The 18,971-nt window shown below is 72.1% G+C and carries 17 protein-coding genes and 1 pseudogene; 7 read left to right on the top strand and 11 right to left on the bottom strand.

Translation table 11 applies throughout. The features are described 5' to 3' along the window. Nucleotides 1-31 precede the first annotated feature (31 nt). Both ABG085_RS00695 and ABG085_RS00700 read right to left on the bottom strand, forming a co-directional pair. Nucleotides 32-1,051, bottom strand: coding sequence for a LacI family DNA-binding transcriptional regulator (locus ABG085_RS00695; RefSeq protein ID WP_347977537.1), 1,020 nt, complete (start codon nucleotides 1,049-1,051; stop codon nucleotides 32-34). 127 nt (nucleotides 1,052-1,178) lie between these two features. After that, a complete protein-coding gene (locus ABG085_RS00700; protein WP_347977538.1) occupies nucleotides 1,179-2,861 on the bottom strand; it encodes an alpha-amylase family glycosyl hydrolase in 1,683 nt (560 codons plus the stop codon). A 213-nt stretch (nucleotides 2,862-3,074) separates the two neighbouring features. Between ABG085_RS00700 and ABG085_RS00705 the strand changes: the two genes are divergently transcribed. After that, nucleotides 3,075-3,593: an adenine phosphoribosyltransferase gene (locus ABG085_RS00705; RefSeq protein WP_347977539.1), complete on the top strand. Its 519-nt coding sequence runs from the start codon at nucleotides 3,075-3,077 to the stop codon at nucleotides 3,591-3,593. Between the two features lie 264 nt (nucleotides 3,594-3,857). On the opposite strand, the gene pucL is transcribed toward ABG085_RS00705, so the two are convergent. From pucL to ABG085_RS00735, 6 genes are all read right to left on the bottom strand, one after another. Continuing rightward, nucleotides 3,858-4,769, bottom strand: coding sequence for a factor-independent urate hydroxylase (gene pucL / locus ABG085_RS00710; protein ID WP_347977540.1), 912 nt, complete (start codon nucleotides 4,767-4,769; stop codon nucleotides 3,858-3,860). A gap of 2 nt (nucleotides 4,770-4,771) precedes the next feature. Then, nucleotides 4,772-5,110, bottom strand: coding sequence for a hydroxyisourate hydrolase (uraH, locus tag ABG085_RS00715; protein WP_347977541.1), 339 nt, complete (start codon nucleotides 5,108-5,110; stop codon nucleotides 4,772-4,774). A 4-nt stretch (nucleotides 5,111-5,114) separates the two neighbouring features. Beyond that, entirely contained in the window at nucleotides 5,115-5,615 is a 501-nt protein-coding gene (gene uraD / locus ABG085_RS00720; protein ID WP_347977542.1) for a 2-oxo-4-hydroxy-4-carboxy-5-ureidoimidazoline decarboxylase, read from the bottom strand. A 45-nt stretch (nucleotides 5,616-5,660) separates the two neighbouring features. Further along, complete coding sequence (locus tag ABG085_RS00725) at nucleotides 5,661-6,452, bottom strand: ABC transporter ATP-binding protein (protein WP_347977543.1); 792 nt, start codon at nucleotides 6,450-6,452, stop codon at nucleotides 5,661-5,663. An 11-nt stretch (nucleotides 6,453-6,463) separates the two neighbouring features. Next, nucleotides 6,464-7,348 carry an ABC transporter permease gene (locus tag ABG085_RS00730; protein ID WP_347977544.1) on the bottom strand — a complete coding sequence of 295 codons (885 nt, stop codon included), beginning with the start codon at nucleotides 7,346-7,348 and terminating at the stop codon, nucleotides 6,464-6,466. Nucleotides 7,349-7,466: 118 nt separating this feature from the next. After that, nucleotides 7,467-8,456 carry an ABC transporter substrate-binding protein gene (locus ABG085_RS00735; protein WP_347977545.1) on the bottom strand — a complete coding sequence of 330 codons (990 nt, stop codon included), beginning with the start codon at nucleotides 8,454-8,456 and terminating at the stop codon, nucleotides 7,467-7,469. 236 nt (nucleotides 8,457-8,692) lie between these two features. On the opposite strand from ABG085_RS00735, the gene ABG085_RS00740 reads away from it, so the two are divergent. The 6 genes and pseudogenes from ABG085_RS00740 to ABG085_RS00765 all read left to right on the top strand — a co-directional run bounded on the left by ABG085_RS00740 (nucleotide 8,693) and on the right by ABG085_RS00765 (nucleotide 16,267). Further along, nucleotides 8,693-9,379 (top strand): XRE family transcriptional regulator, encoded by a 687-nt coding sequence (locus ABG085_RS00740; protein WP_347977546.1) that lies wholly within the window; start codon nucleotides 8,693-8,695, stop codon nucleotides 9,377-9,379. 157 nt (nucleotides 9,380-9,536) lie between these two features. Beyond that, nucleotides 9,537-10,826, top strand: a pseudogene (allB, locus tag ABG085_RS00745) (allantoinase AllB); the annotation flags it as partial. A gap of 162 nt (nucleotides 10,827-10,988) precedes the next feature. After that, nucleotides 10,989-12,068 carry an acetamidase/formamidase family protein gene (locus tag ABG085_RS00750; protein WP_347979250.1) on the top strand — a complete coding sequence of 360 codons (1,080 nt, stop codon included), beginning with the start codon at nucleotides 10,989-10,991 and terminating at the stop codon, nucleotides 12,066-12,068. Further along, a complete protein-coding gene (locus ABG085_RS00755; protein ID WP_347977547.1) occupies nucleotides 12,061-13,737 on the top strand; it encodes an AtzH-like domain-containing protein in 1,677 nt (558 codons plus the stop codon). The genes ABG085_RS00750 and ABG085_RS00755 overlap by 8 nt, the downstream gene beginning before the upstream one ends. Next, complete coding sequence (locus tag ABG085_RS00760) at nucleotides 13,734-14,960, top strand: alanine--glyoxylate aminotransferase family protein (RefSeq protein ID WP_347977548.1); 1,227 nt, start codon at nucleotides 13,734-13,736, stop codon at nucleotides 14,958-14,960. Before ABG085_RS00755 ends, ABG085_RS00760 begins: the two co-directional genes overlap by 4 nt. Before the next feature lie 2 nt (nucleotides 14,961-14,962). After that, nucleotides 14,963-16,267, top strand: a complete 1,305-nt coding sequence (locus ABG085_RS00765; RefSeq protein ID WP_347977549.1) for an allantoate amidohydrolase — start codon at nucleotides 14,963-14,965, stop codon at nucleotides 16,265-16,267. 143 nt (nucleotides 16,268-16,410) lie between these two features. Here ABG085_RS00765 and ABG085_RS00770 read toward each other — a convergent pair whose 3' ends face one another. Genes ABG085_RS00770 through ABG085_RS00780 form a run of 3 tightly spaced genes read right to left on the bottom strand, consistent with a single transcriptional unit; the run spans nucleotide 16,411 to nucleotide 18,964 of the window. Continuing rightward, the gene (locus ABG085_RS00770; RefSeq protein WP_347977550.1) at nucleotides 16,411-17,283 is read right to left on the bottom strand and encodes an ABC transporter permease subunit; all 873 of its coding nucleotides are present in this window, start codon (nucleotides 17,281-17,283) and stop codon (nucleotides 16,411-16,413) included. Next, complete coding sequence (locus ABG085_RS00775) at nucleotides 17,280-18,089, bottom strand: ABC transporter permease subunit (RefSeq protein WP_163615954.1); 810 nt, start codon at nucleotides 18,087-18,089, stop codon at nucleotides 17,280-17,282. Before ABG085_RS00775 ends, ABG085_RS00770 begins: the two co-directional genes overlap by 4 nt. After that, nucleotides 18,089-18,964, bottom strand: coding sequence for an ABC transporter ATP-binding protein (locus ABG085_RS00780; protein WP_347977551.1), 876 nt, complete (start codon nucleotides 18,962-18,964; stop codon nucleotides 18,089-18,091). The genes ABG085_RS00775 and ABG085_RS00780 overlap by 1 nt, the downstream gene beginning before the upstream one ends. Between the last annotated feature and the right edge of the window lie 7 nt (nucleotides 18,965-18,971).

An 18,971-nucleotide genomic window follows, 5' to 3' on the forward strand; every position in this document is an offset into this window, starting at 1 on the left:
GAGCGCGGCCACGACGCCGGGCCGCGACGCGTCAGGAGAGGAGGCGCGCGGTCGAGCCCCGGACGATCAGCTCGTACGGCAGCTCGCCGGGCCGGTGCGGCGGGGCGTCGGAATCCGCGGGCTCGAGCGCCTCGAGGATCGCGTCGGCGGCCCGCTCGCCCTGGCCGAGGGGGAACTGGTCGACGGTGGTCAGACGGAAGAACTCGCCGAGCTCGTGGCCGTCGATGCCGATGACCGAGAGGTCCTCGGGCACGCGGTAGCCCAGCTCACGCGCGGCCAGCAGCGCCCCGATCGCCATCTCATCCGATGCGGCGAAGATCGCGGTCGGCCGCCCGCCCGGCTTCCCGAGCAACTGCTTGGCGGCACGGAAGCCGCCCTCGATCGTGAAGTCGGCAGGCTCGAACAGCGACGGGCGGACGGTGATGCCGGCATCCGCCAGCGCCTGCTCGAAGCCCTGACGCCGCTGCGTCGGGATGTGGAAGTCGATGTCGAACTCGGGGCTCGCGCCGATGTGCGCGATCTCTCGGTGGCCCAGCGCGAGCAGATGCTCGGTGGCCAGGCGGGCGACGGCGACGTCGTCGACCGTGAGGGTGGTGAGGCGCGGATTCGGCCCGCCGATGGCGATCACCGGCAGGTCGAGCGCCACCAGCCGCTCGGTCTCCTCCTCGCCGAGCTCCAGCGAGATCGCGATGACGCCGTCCACGCGCTGACGACGCAGGAAGGTGTCGAAGATGTCGCGACGCTCCGCGCGGTCCGCGGTGAGGCTGTACAGCGTGATGTCGTACCCGCGGCGCATGAGGGCCGAGGCGATGCCGCTCAGCACCGTCGAGAAGAACCAGCGGTCGAGGAACGGCACGAGCACGCCGATGTTGCGCATGCGCCCCGACGCGAGACTCGAGGCGGATGCCGACACCACGTAGCCGAGGCTCTTCGCGGCCGCCTCCACCTTCGCCTTGGCGCCGGCCGACACGTGACCTCGCCCGCTCAGCGCGCGCGAGACGGTCGCCGTCGAGACGCCCGCCTGGCGGGCGACCTCGTCGATGCTGACCACGCCGTCACCTCTCTTCGCCCCGGTTGACTTGCCCTATATGTACAACACGCGCCGCGTGTCGCGTGCATATGGGGCACGTCAACGAGCGTGTTCGTGCCCGGAGGCCGCCGTGCCCGGGGGCTCCGGCTCAGTCGTTCGTCAGCCAGACCGTCGTGTCGGCCGGCAGTTCGCCGCCCGCGAGGGGACCGCTCGACGCGATCACGATACCGCTCGGCAGCGGGATCGGCGTGGAACCGGTGTTGGCGATCACGGTGACATTCCCGTTGCGGAATGCGACGGCATCCGTTCCGTAGCCGTCGATCCACTCGAGTGAGCCCGCGCCGAGCGCCCGCGCGCGACGCTCGGCGAGCAGCGTCCGGTACAGCTCGAGCGTCGATCCCTCGACGCCGGACTGGGCGCTGCGGGCCAGCGTGGCCCACTCGGCCGGCTGGGGCAGCCACGAGGCGCCCGTCGGGCTGAAGCCGTAGGCCGGGGCATCCGCGGTCCACGGGATCGGCACGCGGCAGCCGTCGCGGCCGTACCGCTCGCCGTTCGTGCGGAACCACGTCGGGTCCTGACGGGCGGAGCCGGGTATGTCGATGACCTCGGGGAGGCCCAGCTCCTCGCCCTGGTACAGGTAGGCCGAGCCGGGCAGCGCGAGCATGAGCGTCGTCGCGGCGCGGGCGCGGGCGAGGCCGACCTCGGGGATCGGCTGGCCGGGGGACTCGGGGCCGATGCCGTGACCCTGCGGGTTCTCGGCGGTCAGCGCGAGGCGCGACGCGTGGCGCACGACGTCGTGGTTCGACAGCACCCACGTGCTCGGCGCGCCGACGCCCGGGAACGCCTTCAGCGACACGTCGATGACTTCGCGGAGGTGAGCGGCGTTCCACTCGGTCGAGAGGTAGGGGAAGTTGAAGGCCTGGTGCATCTCGTCGGAGCGCACCCACTGCGCCGTCCGCTCGGCGGTCGGCAGCCACGCCTCGGCGGCGAGGGCACGGTCGCCCTCATACTCCTCGAGGATCTTGCGCCAGTCGCGGTACACCTCGTGCACGGCATCCTGTCCCCAGTAGGGCACGTTCTCCTCTTCGCCGCCCATCGATCCGGTCTCGGGGTCGGGGATGTAGTCGGGGAGGCCCTCGGCCTTGATCAGGCCGTGGGCGACGTCGACGCGGAAGCCGTCGACGCCGCGGTCGAGCCAGAAGCGCAGGATGCGGCGGAACTCCTCGCGCACCTCCTCGTTCGACCAGTCGAAGTCGGGCTGCGACGAGTCGAAGAGGTGCAGGTACCACTGGCCGAGCCGGCCGTCGGGCTCGACGACGCGCGTCCAGGCCGGGCCGCCGAAGACCGACTCCCAGTTGTTCGGCGGGAGCTCGCCGTGCGCGCCTTGTCCGTCGCGGAACATGTAGCGCCCGCGCTCAGGGCTGCCGGGAGCCGCGACGAGCGCCTGCTGGAACCACTCGTGCTGGTCGGACGAGTGGTTCGGAACCAGATCGACGATGACACGGATGCCGCGGCCATGGGCTCCGGCGAGCATCGTGTCGAAGTCGGCCAGCGTGCCGAACAGCGGGTCGACGTCGCAGTAGTCGCTGACGTCGTAGCCGGCGTCCTTCTGCGGCGACCGCTGGAACGGGCTCAGCCAGATCGCGTCGACGCCGAGGCTCTTCAGGTCGTCGAGGTGCGACGTGATGCCGGGCAGGTCGCCGACGCCGTCGCCCGAGGCGTCGGCGAAGGAACGGGGGTAGATCTGGTAGATGACGGCGGTGCGCCACCATTCGCCCCCGATGGGGGCGAGGAACGCGTCCGTGCGCTCAGCGGTCTCTGCGGAAGTCATCGGGCCAGTCTACTGCAAGCGCTTACAGTGTGACGTTGCCCCGGCCGGCGGTCCTCAGTCGAGGAACAGGGCCGAGATGAGGACCGAAACGCCGTGCGCGGCCCCTCATTCCGGCACCGTTCCTCAACTGAGGAACGACCCAGGCGCCGGGCCGGCGCGGTGGTGGCGAAGCGCGGAGGCGGCGGGAATCGAGCCCGGGCGTAGGGTGGGCGAGTGCCGTCCGAAGCCCTCACACGCGCCGAATCCCTCATCCGCACGATCCCCGACTACCCCGAACCGGGTGTGCTGTTCCGCGACATCACGCCGCTGCTGGCGGATGCCCGCGCCCTGCGCACGGTCATCCACGCGATGATCGCCCCGTTCGAGGGATCGTTCGACGTGGTCGCCGGGGTCGAGGCGCGCGGGTTCCTGCTCGCTGGCGCCGTGGCGATGGAGGCCGGTGTGGGCCTGGTGCCGATCCGCAAGGCCGGCAAGCTGCCGCTGCCCGCGGCATCCGTCACCTACGCGCTCGAGTACGGCACCGCCACGATCGAGGCGCACGACGACATCGCCCAGGGCAGTCGTGTGCTGCTGGTCGACGACGTGCTCGCCACCGGCGGCACCCTGGTCGCCGCCCATCAGCTGGTCGGCGAGCTCGGCGGCGTCGTCGTGGGCACGGCGGTGCTGATGGAGCTGACCGCGCTCGGCGGCCGCGAGGTCGTCGGCGACGTGCACACGGTCTTCACCGGCTGAGCTCGTCACCGAGCCGATGGTCTGCGCCGGGTACGGGGCGTTTCGTCTCTGCGTTTCGACTCGCAAGCTCGCTCAACGACCGCGTTCCTCGCTCGCTTAACGACCGGAACACCGCAACACCGGAACAGCGGAATACCGGAACAGCGACCCCCGGTCGTTGAGGAGCGCCAGCGACCGAGAACACCGCAACAGCGCCCCGGTCGTTGAGCGAGGGAGCGCCAGCGACCGAGACGAAACGCGGCGAGCCCGCCGACGAGCCAGGGGTCAGACGAAGCCCGGCAGGTCCAGCCACGCCGCGGGCGCGGCATCCACCCCATCCCGGACGACGGTGCCTTCGATGAGGCCGTACGGACGGTCGGCGGCGTAGAACACCTCGTTGGGGTTCTCGAGCCCGAACGGCGACAGGTCGTAGGCGAAGTGATGCTTGTTCGGCATCGCGAAGCGCACCTCGGCGATCTCGGGCCGTGCCTCGATCGCCGCCTTGCCCATCGCGAACAGGGTCTGCTGCAGCGCGAGCGAGTGCACGGTCGCGAAGGTTGACAGCAGCACGCCCAGCACCTCGGCGTAGAGGCCGTTGTAGTCGATGCCGGCGGCGACGGCGTCGGGCAGGAAGCGCCACCGCCCCGTGACCGAGGTCGCCATGATGCGGTCGGTCGCCTCGGGCAGGGTCGTGTACCGGTCGCGCGGGAACCCCGAGAACTCCGAGCCGGTCGACTTCAGCACGGTGAGATCCTTCACGCCGCCCGTGACGTGCGTCGCGCCGTCGATCTTCTGCACGGTCGCGAGCCGGGTGCCCTGGCCCTTGCGCACGAACGAGTGGTCGTGCGGCACGCCGTCGACGAGGATGCGCTCCCACTCGTACTGCTCGGCCTGCCAGAGGCCGCCCTCGATCCAGTCGAAGGCCGACACGAAATGGTCGCCGAGCGTCAGCAGGTACTCCTCGGGAGAGGGGATGCCGTGCTCCTTGGCGAAGGCGAACGCCGTGTTCTTCTGCGTGTCGGTGGCGACGATCATCGCGTTGTCGCCCTCGAGGAACGAGCTCGCGAGCGCCGCTCCCCGCAGCTGGGACGTGACGCTGAGGTCGACGATCTCGTGACGAGGCGCGTCGCGGTAGATCCGCACGAGGCGGTTCTCCGCCTTGCCGTACTTGTTGGGGCCGAGGCTCACCGAGACCATGACTAGCTCCCTCTGTAGGTCGAGTACGCGAACGGGCTGAGCAGGAGCGGCACGTGGTGGTGCCGGTCGGTGTCTTCGACGGTGAAGGTCACGGTGACGAGGGGGTAGAACGTCGGGATGCCGCGGTCGGCGAACCACGCCCCGGTGCCGAAGGTGAGCGCGTACATGCCGGGCTCCAGCCGCTCGGGGCCGAGGGCCGCGCGCCCGTCGGTATCGGTGAATCCCTGCGCGACGCCGGTGGTGCCGCCGCCGGGCAGGTGCCGGGCGAGGGACACGACGACGTTCTCGGCGGGGGTTCCGCTCGTGGCGTCGAGGACATGGGTGGTCAGGTGGCTGCTCATGCCTTCATCCTGGCGTCACGGCGGCACGCAGGCGCAGCAGCGCGATCTCCGCGAGCTGGCCGGCGGCTTCGCGAGCCTCGGTCTCGTCGTCGTTCGCGAGCCGGCGTTCGAGCTCGGCGAGCATCTCCTCGGGCGATCGGCCCGCAGCGCGGATGAGGAACACGCGACCGAACCGCGTCTCGTAGTCCGCGTTGCCGGCGGCGATCCGGGCGGCGACGTCGGCGGCGGCATCCGTCATCGAGGCCTGTTCGCGACGGGATGCCGCGGCCTCCGCGTCGTCGCCCGTCACGCGCGCGCCGATCCGGGGGTGATGTGCGAGCGCGGTGTCGAGATCGGCGCGCGTCCAGTCCCGGGTGGCGGATGCTGCGGCAACGGCCAGATCGTCAACGTCGTGGTACGGCCGGCCGCCGATCACGGCCTCCACCCACGACGGGATGGCCGCCCAGACCGCGACCTCGGCCCGCGCCGAGGCGGCGTCGAGTCCGTTGAAGTGGTCGATGTTCATCGGCGTCCTTCCCGGCGTGACGCCGCCCCCGCCCCCGCGGCCGACTCACACATGGCCGGCCACCGCGTGCACGAGGTCGGAGATCTCGCGCTTGTACTCGTTGAAGTCGGGGCTCGTGATGTCGCGTTCCCCGGGCAGGTCGATCGTGACGACGCGGCTGATGTGACCGGGCAAGCCGTGCGAGGCGCCGCCGGTCATCACGACGACGCGGTCGGCGAGGAACACGGCCTCCTCGATGGAGTGGGTGACGAACACCACGGTCGTCCTGGTCTCGACGTGGATGCGCTTGAGCTCGGCCTGCAGATCCGACCGGGTGAGCGCGTCGAGCGCGCCGAACGGCTCGTCCATCAGCAGCACCGTGGGTTCGTTCGCGAGTACCCGGGCGATCGCGACGCGCTGCTGCATGCCGCCGGAGAGCTGGCCCGGGTACTTGTCGGCGAAGCGCGTGAGGCCGACGGTCCGGATGAAGCGCTCGGTGAGCTCTCCTGCCCGCGCGCGGGGGACACGGCGGCGGCGCGGACCGTAGGCCACGTTCTCGTGGACGGTGAGCCAGGGGAACAGCCCGTAGTCCTGGAACACGACACCCCGTTCGGGGCCGGGCGCCGTGATCGGCGCGCCGCCGACGGTCACCGTGCCGCCGGTGGCGGGCTCGAAGCCGGCGAGGATGCGCAGCACGGTGCTCTTGCCGCACCCCGAGGCGCCGACGATCGCGACGAACTCGCCGGAGGCGATGTGCAGGTCGACGTCGGCGACCGCCTGCACCCCCGCGCCCTCCGGGCCGTAGCGCTTGGAGAGCCCGCTGATGTCGACGTGGGCGTTGGTGGTGATGTCGCTCATGGCGGGTCCTGTCACTTGATCAGCGGGCGGCCGCGGGTGAACAGCTGGAAGGCGCCCATCAGGATGCGGTCGGAGAGGAAGCCGGCGACGCCGACGACCATCATGCCGACGACGACCATGTCGGTGCGCACCACGTCGCGGGCGAGGATGATGTTGGCGCCGAGGCCGACGTTCACGCCGACGCCCTCGCCGAGGACGAGCACGACCCAGGCGATGCCGAGGCCAACGCGCATGCCGTTGACGACGGCGGGGGCGGAGGCGGGGACGACGACCTGGGCCAGCACCTCCCAGCGCCGGGCGCCCAGCATCCGTCCGGCTTCGATGAGGCGCGGCGGGACCTCTTTCGAGCCGCTGATCGCGCCCAGCACGATCGGGAAGAACGCCGACAGCGCGATGAGGAAGATCGTGGCCTGGTCGCCCCAGCCGATCAGGAGGCCGACGAGGGGCACCCAGGCGGTCGCGGGGATGGGGCGGAAGAGGTTGATGAACGGATCGAAGAGTGCGTCCATCGTGTAGTAGCGGCCCATCAGGATGCCGAGGGGCACGGCGATCGCGGACGCGATGGCGAATCCGACGAGCACGCGCAGCGAGGACGTGCCCAGGTTGATCCACAGGTCGCCCGAGAACGCATCGTCATGGATGCCGCCGAAGGCGTAGTCCCAGAGCGATGCGACGACGTCGGCGGGAGAGGGCAGGTACCCCATGCGGATGCCGACGACGGGGATCTCCCACGCCTGCTCGCGGCCGACCTGCCAGACGATGAGGAACAGGATCGGCACGATGCTGCCGAGCAGCACGCGATTCAGCGCGGAACCCCGGGCGAAGGGGCGTGGCCGGCGCCGCGGGGACGCAGGCGAGGGGTCGGGGGCGAGGTCGGTCACGATGGCCTGGGTCACGATGACCTCCTTTCGAACGGATGCCGGATGCGGCGGTGAAGCAGTGGGTCTGTCGCGCTGCGGTGGTGCGAGGGGTGAGGCGGTGGCGGCGCGGGGGGCTCGCCGCCACCGCCGCCTGTCACGGGGCGAACGTCGTGTCGACGATGTCCTCGCCCGTGGGCGCGTCCGTGATCAGGCCGATCTCGGCCATCGCGGACGCGAGCGCCTCGAGCTGGCCGACGTACTCGTCGGACAGATCGGAACGCAGCCAGAAGTTCTCGAGCGCCGAGGTGAAGACATCCTCGTCGCCGCCGAACTCCTCGACCATGCCCGGCAGCCACTCCTCGATGTTGTCGGCCATGTACTCCGTCGTGACGGCGTGGGTGTCGACGACCTTCTGCACGAGCTCGGGGTCCTCCTCGATCAGCGCGCCGGTCGTGATGAGGCCGATGTTGACCTTGCCGATGGGGGTCGAGTAGGGGTCGACGACCTCGGTGCCGCCGTTCGCCTTCGCGATGGAGACGCCGATCTCGACGCCCATGAACGCCGCGATGTCGCCGGCCGCGAAGGCCGACGCCATCTCGGGCACCGGGATGACGGTGAGGGCGAAGTCCTCGGGGGTGAGGCCCGCGTCCTCGATCAGCAGGCGCAGGGCGACCTCCTGGGCCGAGCCCTGAACGATGCCGATCTTCTCGCCGACGAGCTCGTCGAGCGACGACTCGCCGTTGCCGATGAAGCCCGAGCCGCCGTCTGCGGCACTGGCCACGACCTGGAGGTCGCGGTCCTGCGAGATCGAGGCGATCGTCGGCGTGACGCCCGAGATGGCGAAGTCGATCGATCCCGACACGAGGGCGTCCGACAGCGCCGGCGTCGTGTCGAGGGTGACGACCTCGAACTCGACGCCGTCGACGGCGTGGTCGTTGTAGAGGAACGGCTGGTAGAAGTGCGGCTGGCCGCGGAGCGTCCCGATCTTGACGGTGACGGTCTCCTCGCTCGAGGAGGCACCGGACGACCCGTCGTCGGCGGACGAGGAGCCGCTGCAGCCGGCGAGGGCGAGCACGGCGGCGGTGGCGAGGGCGGCGCCCGCGGCGAGGCGGTGGGCGAGGGTGCGATGGGACAGGGGGCGCATGGAGGACACTCCTGGGTCGGGCTCCGGCGACGGAGGGCGGGGGATGCTGTGTGGGACTGGCCTCATTCAAGGACGCCCGTTCGCGCGGGCCGTGAAGGCCGTGTAACGAGTGTGTTAAGTGATCGCTTAAGGAGTGGTTCGACTGTCGGGTCGACGGCTCTCGCCCCCGGTGAGGGCCGCCGGCGTCATACGATGTGGCGCACAGCCCGGCCGGCAGCCGGAGTGAGGAGGCGTCGATGGGTGAGGTGCCCACGCAGATAGGACCGCGACTGCGCACGCTCCGCGCCGCCACCGGGCGGTCGCTCTCGTCCGTCGCACACGAGCTGGGGATCTCCTCGAGTGCGCTGTCCCAGATCGAGACCGGAGTCATGCAGCCGTCCGTCAACCGGCTCATCGATCTCGTGGGCGTGCTCGGCGTGCCGGTGTCGGCGATCTTCGACGACGCCGGACGGTTCGCCCCGCGACCGCACGACGACCGCTCCGACGTGTCGGAGCAGCTTCCCGGGGTGCTCGTCGCGCACGCCGGCAGGATGTCGCCCGCCGCGCTGGCCGAGGGGGTCACCTATCGCCGGCTCTCACCGGCGTCGCTGCCGGGAGTCGACTGGTTCGAGTCCACGTATCCCCCCGGTTCGTCGTCGAGCGTCGACGGCACGATGCTCGTGCACGCCGGGTACGAGAGCGGATGGGTCGCCCGCGGCGAACTGACCTTCGAGTTCGCGGACGGCAAGGTGCGGCTCGGTCCTGGCGGGTCGCTCTCCTTCCCGGCATCCCGCCCCCATCGTGTGGTCAACGACACGGCCGAGCCCGCCGTCGCGATCTGGCTCACGCTCACCGGGCCCGCCGCCGGCGCTGCCGGCGACGCGGGCGCCGCCGCCGGCGACGCGGGTCGCGCGGGCGGCGGAGGCGTTGACGGAGAGGCGTAGTCACGAGGGCGTTACACGGGGGTAACCCGGCGGGCGACATTAAGCAATAGCTTTACGGGATGCGGCATCGCCGCGTCGCGGCATCCGCTCATCGACACCCTCTGGAGATCGCCATGACCTCTCCCGCCACCTCCCACCGGCCGGGGATCGAGACGCCATGACGCGCGGGCGGTCTGTCATCCGCGCCCAGCGCACCTGGATCGGAGGCTCCTTCCGGCCCGCCGCGATCGTCGTCGAGCGGGGGCTCGTCGCCGGCATCGTCGATGTGCGCGCGCATGTGGCCGGGGCGCGCACCGTGCTGGTGCCCGACGACGCGGTGCTCCTCCCCGGGCTCGTCGACTCGCACGTGCACGTGAACGAGCCGGGCCGCACGGAGTGGGAGGGCTTCCGGTCGGCCACCCTCGCGGCCGCCGCGGGCGGCGTCACGACCATCGTCGACATGCCGCTGAACTCACTGCCGCCCACCACGACGCCGGACGCGCTCGAGGTCAAGCGTGCGGCGGCCGTGCCGTCGGCCTTCATCGACGTCGGCTTCTGGGGCGGCGCGGTGCCCGAGAATCTCGGCGCCCTCGCGCCCCTGCACGACGCCGGCGTGTTCGGGTTCAAGTGCTTCCTCTCGCCGTCGGGCGTCGACGAGTTCGGCCACCTCGACCGTGCCCAGCTGCTCGCCGCGATGACCGAGATCGCCGCGATCGGGTCGCGGCTGATCGTGCACGCCGAAGACCCGGCGCTGCTGCACGACCATGGCCCGCTCGGTCGCGAGTATGGCGCGTTCCTCGCGTCGCGGCCCGCCGAGAGCGAGGCATCCGCCATCGACGCCGTGATCGACGCGGCCCGCCGCACCGGCGCCCGTGCGCACATCCTGCACCTGAGCGACGCACACTCGCTGCCCGCGATCCGGGCGGCCAAGGCCGAGGGCGTCGCACTCACGGTCGAGACGTGCCCGCACTACCTGACGATCGCCGCCGAGGAGATCCCCGAGGGTGCGAGCGAGTTCAAGTGCTGCCCGCCGATCCGCGAGGCCGCGAACCGCGACCTGCTCTGGCAGGGCGTCGTCGACGGCACGATCGACGCGATCGTGAGCGACCACTCGCCCTCGACCGTCGACCTGAAGCGCTCCGGTGACGGCGACTTCGGCCTGGCGTGGGGCGGGATCTCGGGACTGCAGGTGGGTCTCGCGGCGGTCTGGACCGAGGCTCGGGGTCGCGGCATCCCGCTGGAGACGATCCTGCCGCTCTACACGACCGGGCCCGCGCGGGTCGCGGGCCTGGACGGCGTGGGCGCCATCGAGGTCGGTGCGCCCGCGCACCTGACGGTCTTCGGCGTCGACGACCCCTTCGCGATCGACGCGGCGCGGCTGCTGCACAAGAACCCGATCACCGCCTACGACCGCCGCGTGCTCACCGGCCGCATCCGCCGCACCTGGCTGCACGGCGAGTCGGTGTTCGACGTCACCTCCGGTGGACCCGGCGAGGCGCCGCTGTTGCGCGGTGCGCCGCGCGGCCGGCTGCTGCGGGCTACCGCCGGCAGCGACGGCAGCGCCGCCGGCCTGCCGGCCGACGCGCCGGGAACAGACGGGCAGGCGCCGACCACCCCGACCGCGCCGCCGGTGCTGCAGCGCCGCACCGGGCCCATCGCGGGCGACCACTACCTGCCGGCCTCGCCGGACACCGTGCTGTGGGGCCGGCTGCCGTGCGAGACGGATGCCGCGGCGCTGACGATCGCGCCAGGTGAGACCGTGACATTCGACACCGTGAGCCACGAGGGGATCCTCGAGGACCAGGGCAAGGACCCGCTGGCGTTCTTCACGGGGCACGGCGTGGCGGCGGCATCCGTCCTCGACGATGCGATCGAGATCGCCGCGACCCTGTCGCGCGACCCCGCCGCCGACGGCCCGCACGTCGTCACGGGGCCCGTATTCGTCGAGGGCGCCGAGCCCGGCGACCTGCTGAAGATCACCGTGGAGCGGCTCGTTCCCCGCGTGCCGTACGGCGTGATCTCGAACCGTCACGGCAAGGGCGCACTCGTGGGCGAGCTGCCCCGCGGTGCGGCGAACGTGAGCGTCTTCACCCCGGTCGAGGAGCGCGCGTCGGGGCTGGTGGGCCTCCTGCCGGTGACCGAGGGCGGGCCGCGCGTCGTCGAGTTCCCGCTCGCACCGTTCCTCGGCACGATGGGCGTCGCGGTGGCGGGCGCCGCGCGGCCGCACTCGGTTCCGCCGGGGGCGCACGGCGGCAACATCGACATCAACCTGCTCACAGAGGGGGCGGTGCTGTACCTCCCGGTGCAAGTGCCCGGGGCGCTCGCGTACGTCGGCGACCCGCACTTCGCGCAGGGCGACGGCGAGGTGGCACTCACGGCGCTCGAGGCGTCGCTGCGCGCGACGCTGCGCTTCGAGGTGGTGCCGCGCGCGACCGCGCTCGCCGAGTTCGGCGACGTCGCAGGCCCGCTGGTCCGCTCGCGCGGCTATCTCGTGCCCACGGGGCTCGACCCCGACCTGAACGTCGCGATGCGCCACTGCGTGCGGGCGGCGCTCTCGCTGCTGCAGGCGCGCTACGGCATGGACGAGCACCTCGCGTACGCGTACCTCTCGGCGGCGACGGACTTCGACATCTCGCAGGTCGTCGACATCGTGTGCGGGGTGCACGCACGCATCCGCGAGGCGGACTTCGCGGCGGTGGAACGTGGCTGAGCCGACGCCGCCGCGCACCGCCGTCTCCGGCGCCGAGACGGTGCCGGCGGACCTGCTCGCCGCATTCGAGCGGTACGAGGCGGCCATCGTCGCCGACGACGTCGAGGTGCTCGACGAGACGTTCGCGCCCGGCCCCGACACGCTGCGCGGCGACACCGCGGGCCTCCTCGTGGGGCATGACGCGATCTCGGCCTTCCGCGGCACGCGGGGCGGCGTCGCGCCGCGGTCCATCGAGCGCATCGAGCACCGTGCGGTGGGGACGGATGCCGCGCTCCTGGTGTCGGTGTCGCGCTACGCCGGCGGGGGCCGGGGACTGCAGACGCAGCTCTGGCAGCGCATCGACGGGGCGTGGCGCATCACCGCGGCGCACGTCTCGCCGCGCCCCCAGCCGCTGGACCGCACGGTCTGGCGCACGGTCGGCGACCCGCTCTGGCAGGGCGCCTGGGACGGAGCGCTGACGGGACTCACCGTCGCGGTCAAGGACCTCTTCGCGATCAGGGGCTATCGCATCGGCGCCGGCAATCCGGCGTACCTGGACTCCGCGCGGCCCGAGACCACGACCGCACCGGCGGTGAGCGATCTGCTGCGCGGCGGGGCGTCCGTGCGCGGCATCGCCCGCACCGACGAGTTCGCGTACTCGATCGCGGGCGACAACGTGCACTACGGCACGCCCCCGAACGGCGCCCTGCCCGGCGCGCTCCCCGGCGGCTCGTCGAGCGGGCCCGCGACCGCCGTGGCCACCGGCCAGGCGGACATCGGGCTGGCGACCGACACCGCAGGGTCGGTGCGCGTGCCGGCCTCCTACCAGGGTCTCTGGGGCCTTCGCACGACGCACGGGCTCGTGCCGCGTCAGGGCCTCCTGCCGCTCGCGCAGTCCTTCGACACCGTGGGCTGGCTCACGCGCGACGGCGACACGCTGCAGCGGGTCGTCGACTGGTGCCTCAGCTACGACGGAACGTCGGTCGCGGGCGACGGCGTGGAGTCCGACGGCGAGTCGGGCGCGGACTCCGGCCGAGGGCGCTGGGGCGAGTCCGGCGCCGACCTCCCCTGGCGATTCGTCGTGCCCGACGAGGCGCTCGCCGCGGCCGAGCCGGCCACGCGCGACGCCGTCGAGTCGCTGCTCGCGCGGCTCGCCGCCGAACCCGGCGCTCCGGCCGTGTCGCGCGCGTCGATCGGCGACCTCGATTCCTACCTCGTGCCATTCCGCACCGTGCAGGCCGCCGAAGCCTGGCGCAACAACGGCCGGTGGGTGCGCGAGCACCCGGGCGCCGTCGGCCCCGCCGTGGCCGACCGCCTCGCAGCGGCGGCCGCCGTCACCGCCGAGGACGAGGCATCCGCTCGCGCCCTTCTCGCGCCGCTGCGCGAACGCGTACGCGATCTCGTGCAGTCGGAGGTGCTGCTGCTGCCGACCGTGCCGGGTGCGGCACCGGCACGGGGCCAGAGCGGTGAGGGCATCGACGCCGTGCGCCTGGCGACCCTCCGCATGACGACGCCGGCCGCCGTCGCAGGACTGCCCGCCCTGTCGGTGCCGCTCCTCACGGTGCCCTCCGTGCTCGGCCCCGCGCCGGTGGGGCTCTGCCTCGTCTCGCGCGAGGGCACCGACATCGCCCTCGTGCGCCTCGCGCGGCGCCTCGCCGCAACCGTCTCAGCTTCTGGAGTCACGCCATGACCGACCTTCCCGGCCCGATCGACCCGCCCGCACGCCTGCTGATGGGCCCCGGCCCGATCTCGGCGTATCCGAGCGTGCTTCGTGCGATGTCGGCGCCGCTCGTCGGGCAGTACGACCCGTTCATGACCGCCGCGATGACCGAGACGCAGGAGCTCTATCGCGGTGTCTGGGCCACGGGCAACGAGGCGACGCTGCTCATCGACGGCACCTCGCGCGCCGGCATCGAGGCCGCGATCGTGTCGCTCGTGCGCCCGGGCGACCGCGTGCTCGTGCCGGTGTTCGGCCGCTTCGGCCATCTGCTGGCCGAGATCGCCGAGCGTGCAATGGCCGAGGTGCACACCATCGAGACCGAGTGGGGGCAGGTGTTCCCGGTGTCGGTCATCGAAGAGGCGATCGTGCGGGTGAAGCCCACGCTCCTCGCGATCGTGCAGGGCGACACGTCGACCACGATGAATCAGCCGCTCGACGAGGTCGGCGCGATCTGCGCGCGCCACGGCGTGCTGTTCTACACCGACGCGACGGCGACGCTGGGCGGCAACCCGTTCGAGGCCGACGCCTGGGGGCTGGATGCCGCCACCGCCGGTCTGCAGAAGTGCCTCGGCGGTCCGTCGGGGTCGTCGCCCCTCACCCTGTCGGACCGCGCCGTCGAGGTGGTGCGGTCGCGCACGCGCATCGAGGCGGGCATCCGCGAGGCCGGCGACCTCTCGGCGGCCGATTTCGTGCGCTCGAACTACTTCGATCTCGGCATGATCCTCGACTACTGGGGTCCGCGCCGCCTCAACCACCACACCGAGGCGACGTCGATGCTGTACGCCGCCCGCGAGTGCGCGCGGGTGCTGCTGATCGAGGGGCGGGATGCCGTCATCGAGCGTCACCGCGTCGCCGGTGCGGCGATGCTGGCGGGCGTCCAGGCGCTCGGCCTGGCGGTGTTCGGCGACCTCGCCCACAAGATGAACAACGTGGTCGCCGTCGAGATCCCGTCCGGGGTTCCCGGCGACGAGGCCCGCAGGGCGATGCTCGACGACTTCGGCATCGAGATCGGCACGTCGTTCGGGCCCCTCCACGGCCGCGTCTGGCGCATCGGCACGATGGGCTACAACGCCCGCGAGGACGCCGTCCTGACGACGCTCGCCGCCCTCGAGGCGGTGCTGCGGCGGTTCGGCGCGTCGGTGCCGGCCGGTGGCGGGACGGATGCCGCCGCCGACGTCTTCCGGAGCGCGTGACGATGGCCCTGCTCGCGGTCGACCGCGACCGCATCGCGGCAGCGGCGCGTCGCGTGATGGCGCGGTGCGACGAGCTCGCGCGCGTGTCGGCGACGAGCGGCGCGATCGAGCGCGTGTACCTCTCGCCCGAGCACGCGCGCGTGAATCGACTCGCGGCGGAGTGGATGCGCGAGGTCGGCATGGCGACGCGCCAGGACGCCGCGGGCAATCAGCTCGGGCGGATCGACCCTTCGACGAGCTCAGGGACCGATGGGGGCGACGCGCCCGCGCTGCTGCTCGGCTCGCACCTCGACACCGTGCCCGACGCGGGCCGCTTCGACGGCATCGTCGGGGTGCTGATCGCGCTCGAGGTCGCGCGCCTGCTGCGGGCGCCCGGCGACGGGCCGGCGCGGGCCGGCCTGCCGTTCGCGCTCGAGGTGATCGCCTTCTCGGACGAGGAGGGCACCCGCTTCGGCAAGGCGCTGCTCGGCTCGTCGGCCGTCGCGGGAACGTGGGACGACGAGTGGTGGACGCTGACGGATGCCGACGGCACGAGCCTGCGCGAGGCCTTCCTCGAGTTCGGCCTCGACCCCGCCCGCGTGGGCGAGGCGGCGCGCCGACCCGCCGAGCTCGTGGGATACCTGGAGGCCCACATCGAGCAGGGTCCCCAGCTCGACCGGCGCGGCGAGTCGCTCGCCGTGGTGTCGTCGATCGCGTCGGCGCGGCGCTTCCAGCTCACCGTCGAGGGCGAGGCGCGCCACGCGGGCGGAACGCCCTACGACATGCGCCGCGACGCGCTGCTCGGCGCCTCGGAGGCCGCGCTCGCCGTCGAGAGCATCTGCCGCGCCGAGCACCACATCATCGGCACCGTCGGTCAGCTGGAGGCCTTCCCGGGCGCGGTCAACGTCGTGCCCGGCGAGGCACGGCTCTCGCTCGACCTCCGGGGCGAGTTCGACGGCGAGCGGGACCGCGTGTGGCTCTCGATCGAACGCGAGCTCGACGCGATCATGGGGCGCCGCGGCCTGCGCTGGCGGGCTCAGGAGGTGCACAGCGCCCCCGCCGTGTTCTGCGCGCCGCTGCTGCAGGATGTCGTGCGCGAAGGCATCCTGTCGACCCTCCCCGGCGGGGCCGGCGACCCTGCCGTCCTCTTCAGCCCCGCGGGCCACGACGGCATGGCCATCGGGGCCATCACGGACGTCGGCATGCTGTTCCTCCGCAACCCCGATGGCATCAGCCACCACCCCGACGAAGCGGTGTCGGCCGGCGACGTCGCGCGCGGCATCCAGGCGCTCGCCGAGGCCGTGCTGCAGCTCGCCGCCGACCGCTGACGTCGGCGCGGCTCCGCACGCCTCCGCGATACCGGGGAGTCCCGTCGAGCCCGAGGACGTCGCCCCATGGTTCGACGGAAATCCCCTGGTTCGCCTTCGAGAACGCGGAGGGTCGCGTCCGCGAGGTGCCGCGGGCGCGCAGCTCAGCGTCCGGACGTCGGCATCCCCATGCGGGCCAGCACGACGTTCTCGACGACCTGGACGATGTTGTAGAGCAGCAGCGTCACGATCGTGATGAGCGCCACCGAGGCCCACAGCTCGTCGAAGCGGGCGGAGGCGCTGAACTTCTGGATCATGCCGCCGATCCCCTGACCGGTCGACAGCCACTCCGCGAGCAGGGCTCCGGTCACCGCTCCCGGCACCGAGACCCGGGCGGCGGCGAACAGCGACGGCAGGGCCCCCGGAACGTTCACCTTGCGCAGCTGCGTCGCACGACCGCCGCCGTAGACGTGCACGAGATCGAGGCTCTCCTTCGACGCCCGGCTGAGGCCGAACATGATCGAGGCGAGCGCGGGGAACAGCACGACGATCGAGCCGATGACGGCGACGGATGCCGGAGTCCCGCGTCCGGTGATCAGGATGATGACCGGGGCGATGGCGACGAGCGGCACCGAGCGCAGCAGCAGCGCGAGCGGCATCACGCCCATCTCGACCGAGCGTGACAGCGAGAACGCCAGGGCGAGGACGACGGCGACGAGCATGCCCACCACGAAGCCGATCGCGGCGTCGGCCAGGGTCTGGGCCAGCAGCGGCATCATCTCGGCCCGGTTCGCGGCCGCCTCGTCGGACGTGAAGAAGAACTCCCACACGTCGGCGGGACCCTTGGCGACGTAGGGAGAGATGCCGGTGAGGTTCACCACCGCCCACCACAGGGCGATCACGATGACGAAGGTGAGCAGCGCGTTCACGAGCGACCGGCCGACGGCACGCGAGACGGCGCTGGCACGGGCGGAGCGCGGGGCGGAGGCGGTCGGCGCGGAGGCGTTCGCCGGGGCGTTCGGGATCGTCGCGGTCATGCGGCCACCGCCTTCCCCGAGACCCAGGGTGTCACCGCTCGGGCGACGAGGCCGACGAGTGCATACCCGACCAGGGCGACGACCGCCGAGAGCAGGAACACCGCCCAGACGCGCGCCGAGTCGAGATCGCCCTGCAGGCGGATGAGGGTGATGCCGACTCCGCGGTCGGTGCCTCCCATGTACTCGCCGAGGATCGCGCCGAGGAAGGCGGAGGGCACTGCGATCTGCAGGGCGTTGAGGATCGCCGGCGTCGCGGCGATGAGCCGCACCTTGCGCAGCTGCGTGAACCGCGACCCGCCGTACACCCGCACGACGTCGAGGCTCGAGCGGTCCGCCGCGCGGAAGCCGAGCAGGGCGCCGACCACCGTGGTGAAGAACACGGCGAGGGCGGCGAGGAAGATCGCCGTCGCACTCGGATCGCCGGCGCGCTTCGCCCCTCCGAGCACCACGATCGCGATGCCGCCGACCGCGACGACCGGCAGGCAGTAGCTGACGACCGCGATCTGCACGACGACGGTCTCGATGCGCGGCAGCAGCAGCACCGTCGCCGCCACCAGCAGGGCGATGCCGTTGCCCCAGGCGTAGCCGATGAGCGCCTCGGTGATCGTCACCTGGAAGACGCTCCAGTACGCGGCCAGCCCGTCCTGCCAGATCGTCTGGAACACGACGAACGGCGACGGCACCGGGGTGAACGTCGTGCCCGGCGGCGGCTGGAAGACGGTGACCGAGAACAGCCACCACGCGGCGATCAGGGCGGCCGCGCCGATGATCCCCGCGAGCCAGCCGGGAAGGGAGCGCCCGCGCATCAGGACTCCGCGGCGGCGCGGCCGTCCGCGCCGAAGAGCAGCTCCGACGCGCGGTCGACGAGGAGGTGGAACTCGGGGGAGCGCTGCATGTCGGGCGTGCGCGGATGCGGCAGGTCGACTTCGATGATCTCCTTGATGCGGCCGGGGCGCGGCGACATCACCGCGACACGGTCGGACAGGAAGATCGCCTCCGAGACGCCGTGCGTCACGAGCAGGGTGGTGGCCGGCTTCTCGGTCCAGATGCGCAGCAGCTCGAGATTGAGGTTCTGGCGCGTCATGTCGTCGAGGGCGCCGAACGGCTCGTCGAGCAGGAGCACAGAGGGCTTCAGGGCGAGCGCGCGCGCGATCGACACGCGCTGGCGCATGCCTCCCGACAGCTGCGCCGGCTTGGCCTTCTCGAAGCCGGTGAGGCCGACGAGGGCGATGAGCTCGTCGATGTACGCCTTGTCGGCCCGACGGCCGGCGATCTCGAAGACCAGCCGGATGTTCGCCGTGACGCTGCGCCAGGGCAGCAGCGCATGGTCCTGGAAGGCGATGCCCAGCTCGCTGTCGCGGCGCAGCTGCGCCGGTGTCTTGCCGTCGACGAACACCTCGCCGGTGGTGGGCGTCTCGAGGTCGGCGAGGATGCGGAGGATGGTCGACTTGCCGCAGCCGGAGGGGCCGAGCAGAGCCAGGAACGACCCCTGGTCGGTGTGCAGGTGGGTGTCCTGCAGGGCGGTCACGCTCTGGCCGCGACCCGTCTGGAACGTCTTGCTGAGTCCGTCGATGCGGATGCCGGTGCCCGGGGCGGGCGCCGCCGGCGAGGTTTCCCCCGCCGACGGCGCCACGGCCGCGGCATCCGTCGCCCTGGTGCTGTTCAGGTGCGTGTCGGTCATGATGATT

The organism is Microbacterium sp. ProA8 (assembly GCF_039905635.1).
GTDB lineage: Bacteria > Actinomycetota > Actinomycetes > Actinomycetales > Microbacteriaceae > Microbacterium > Microbacterium chionoecetis.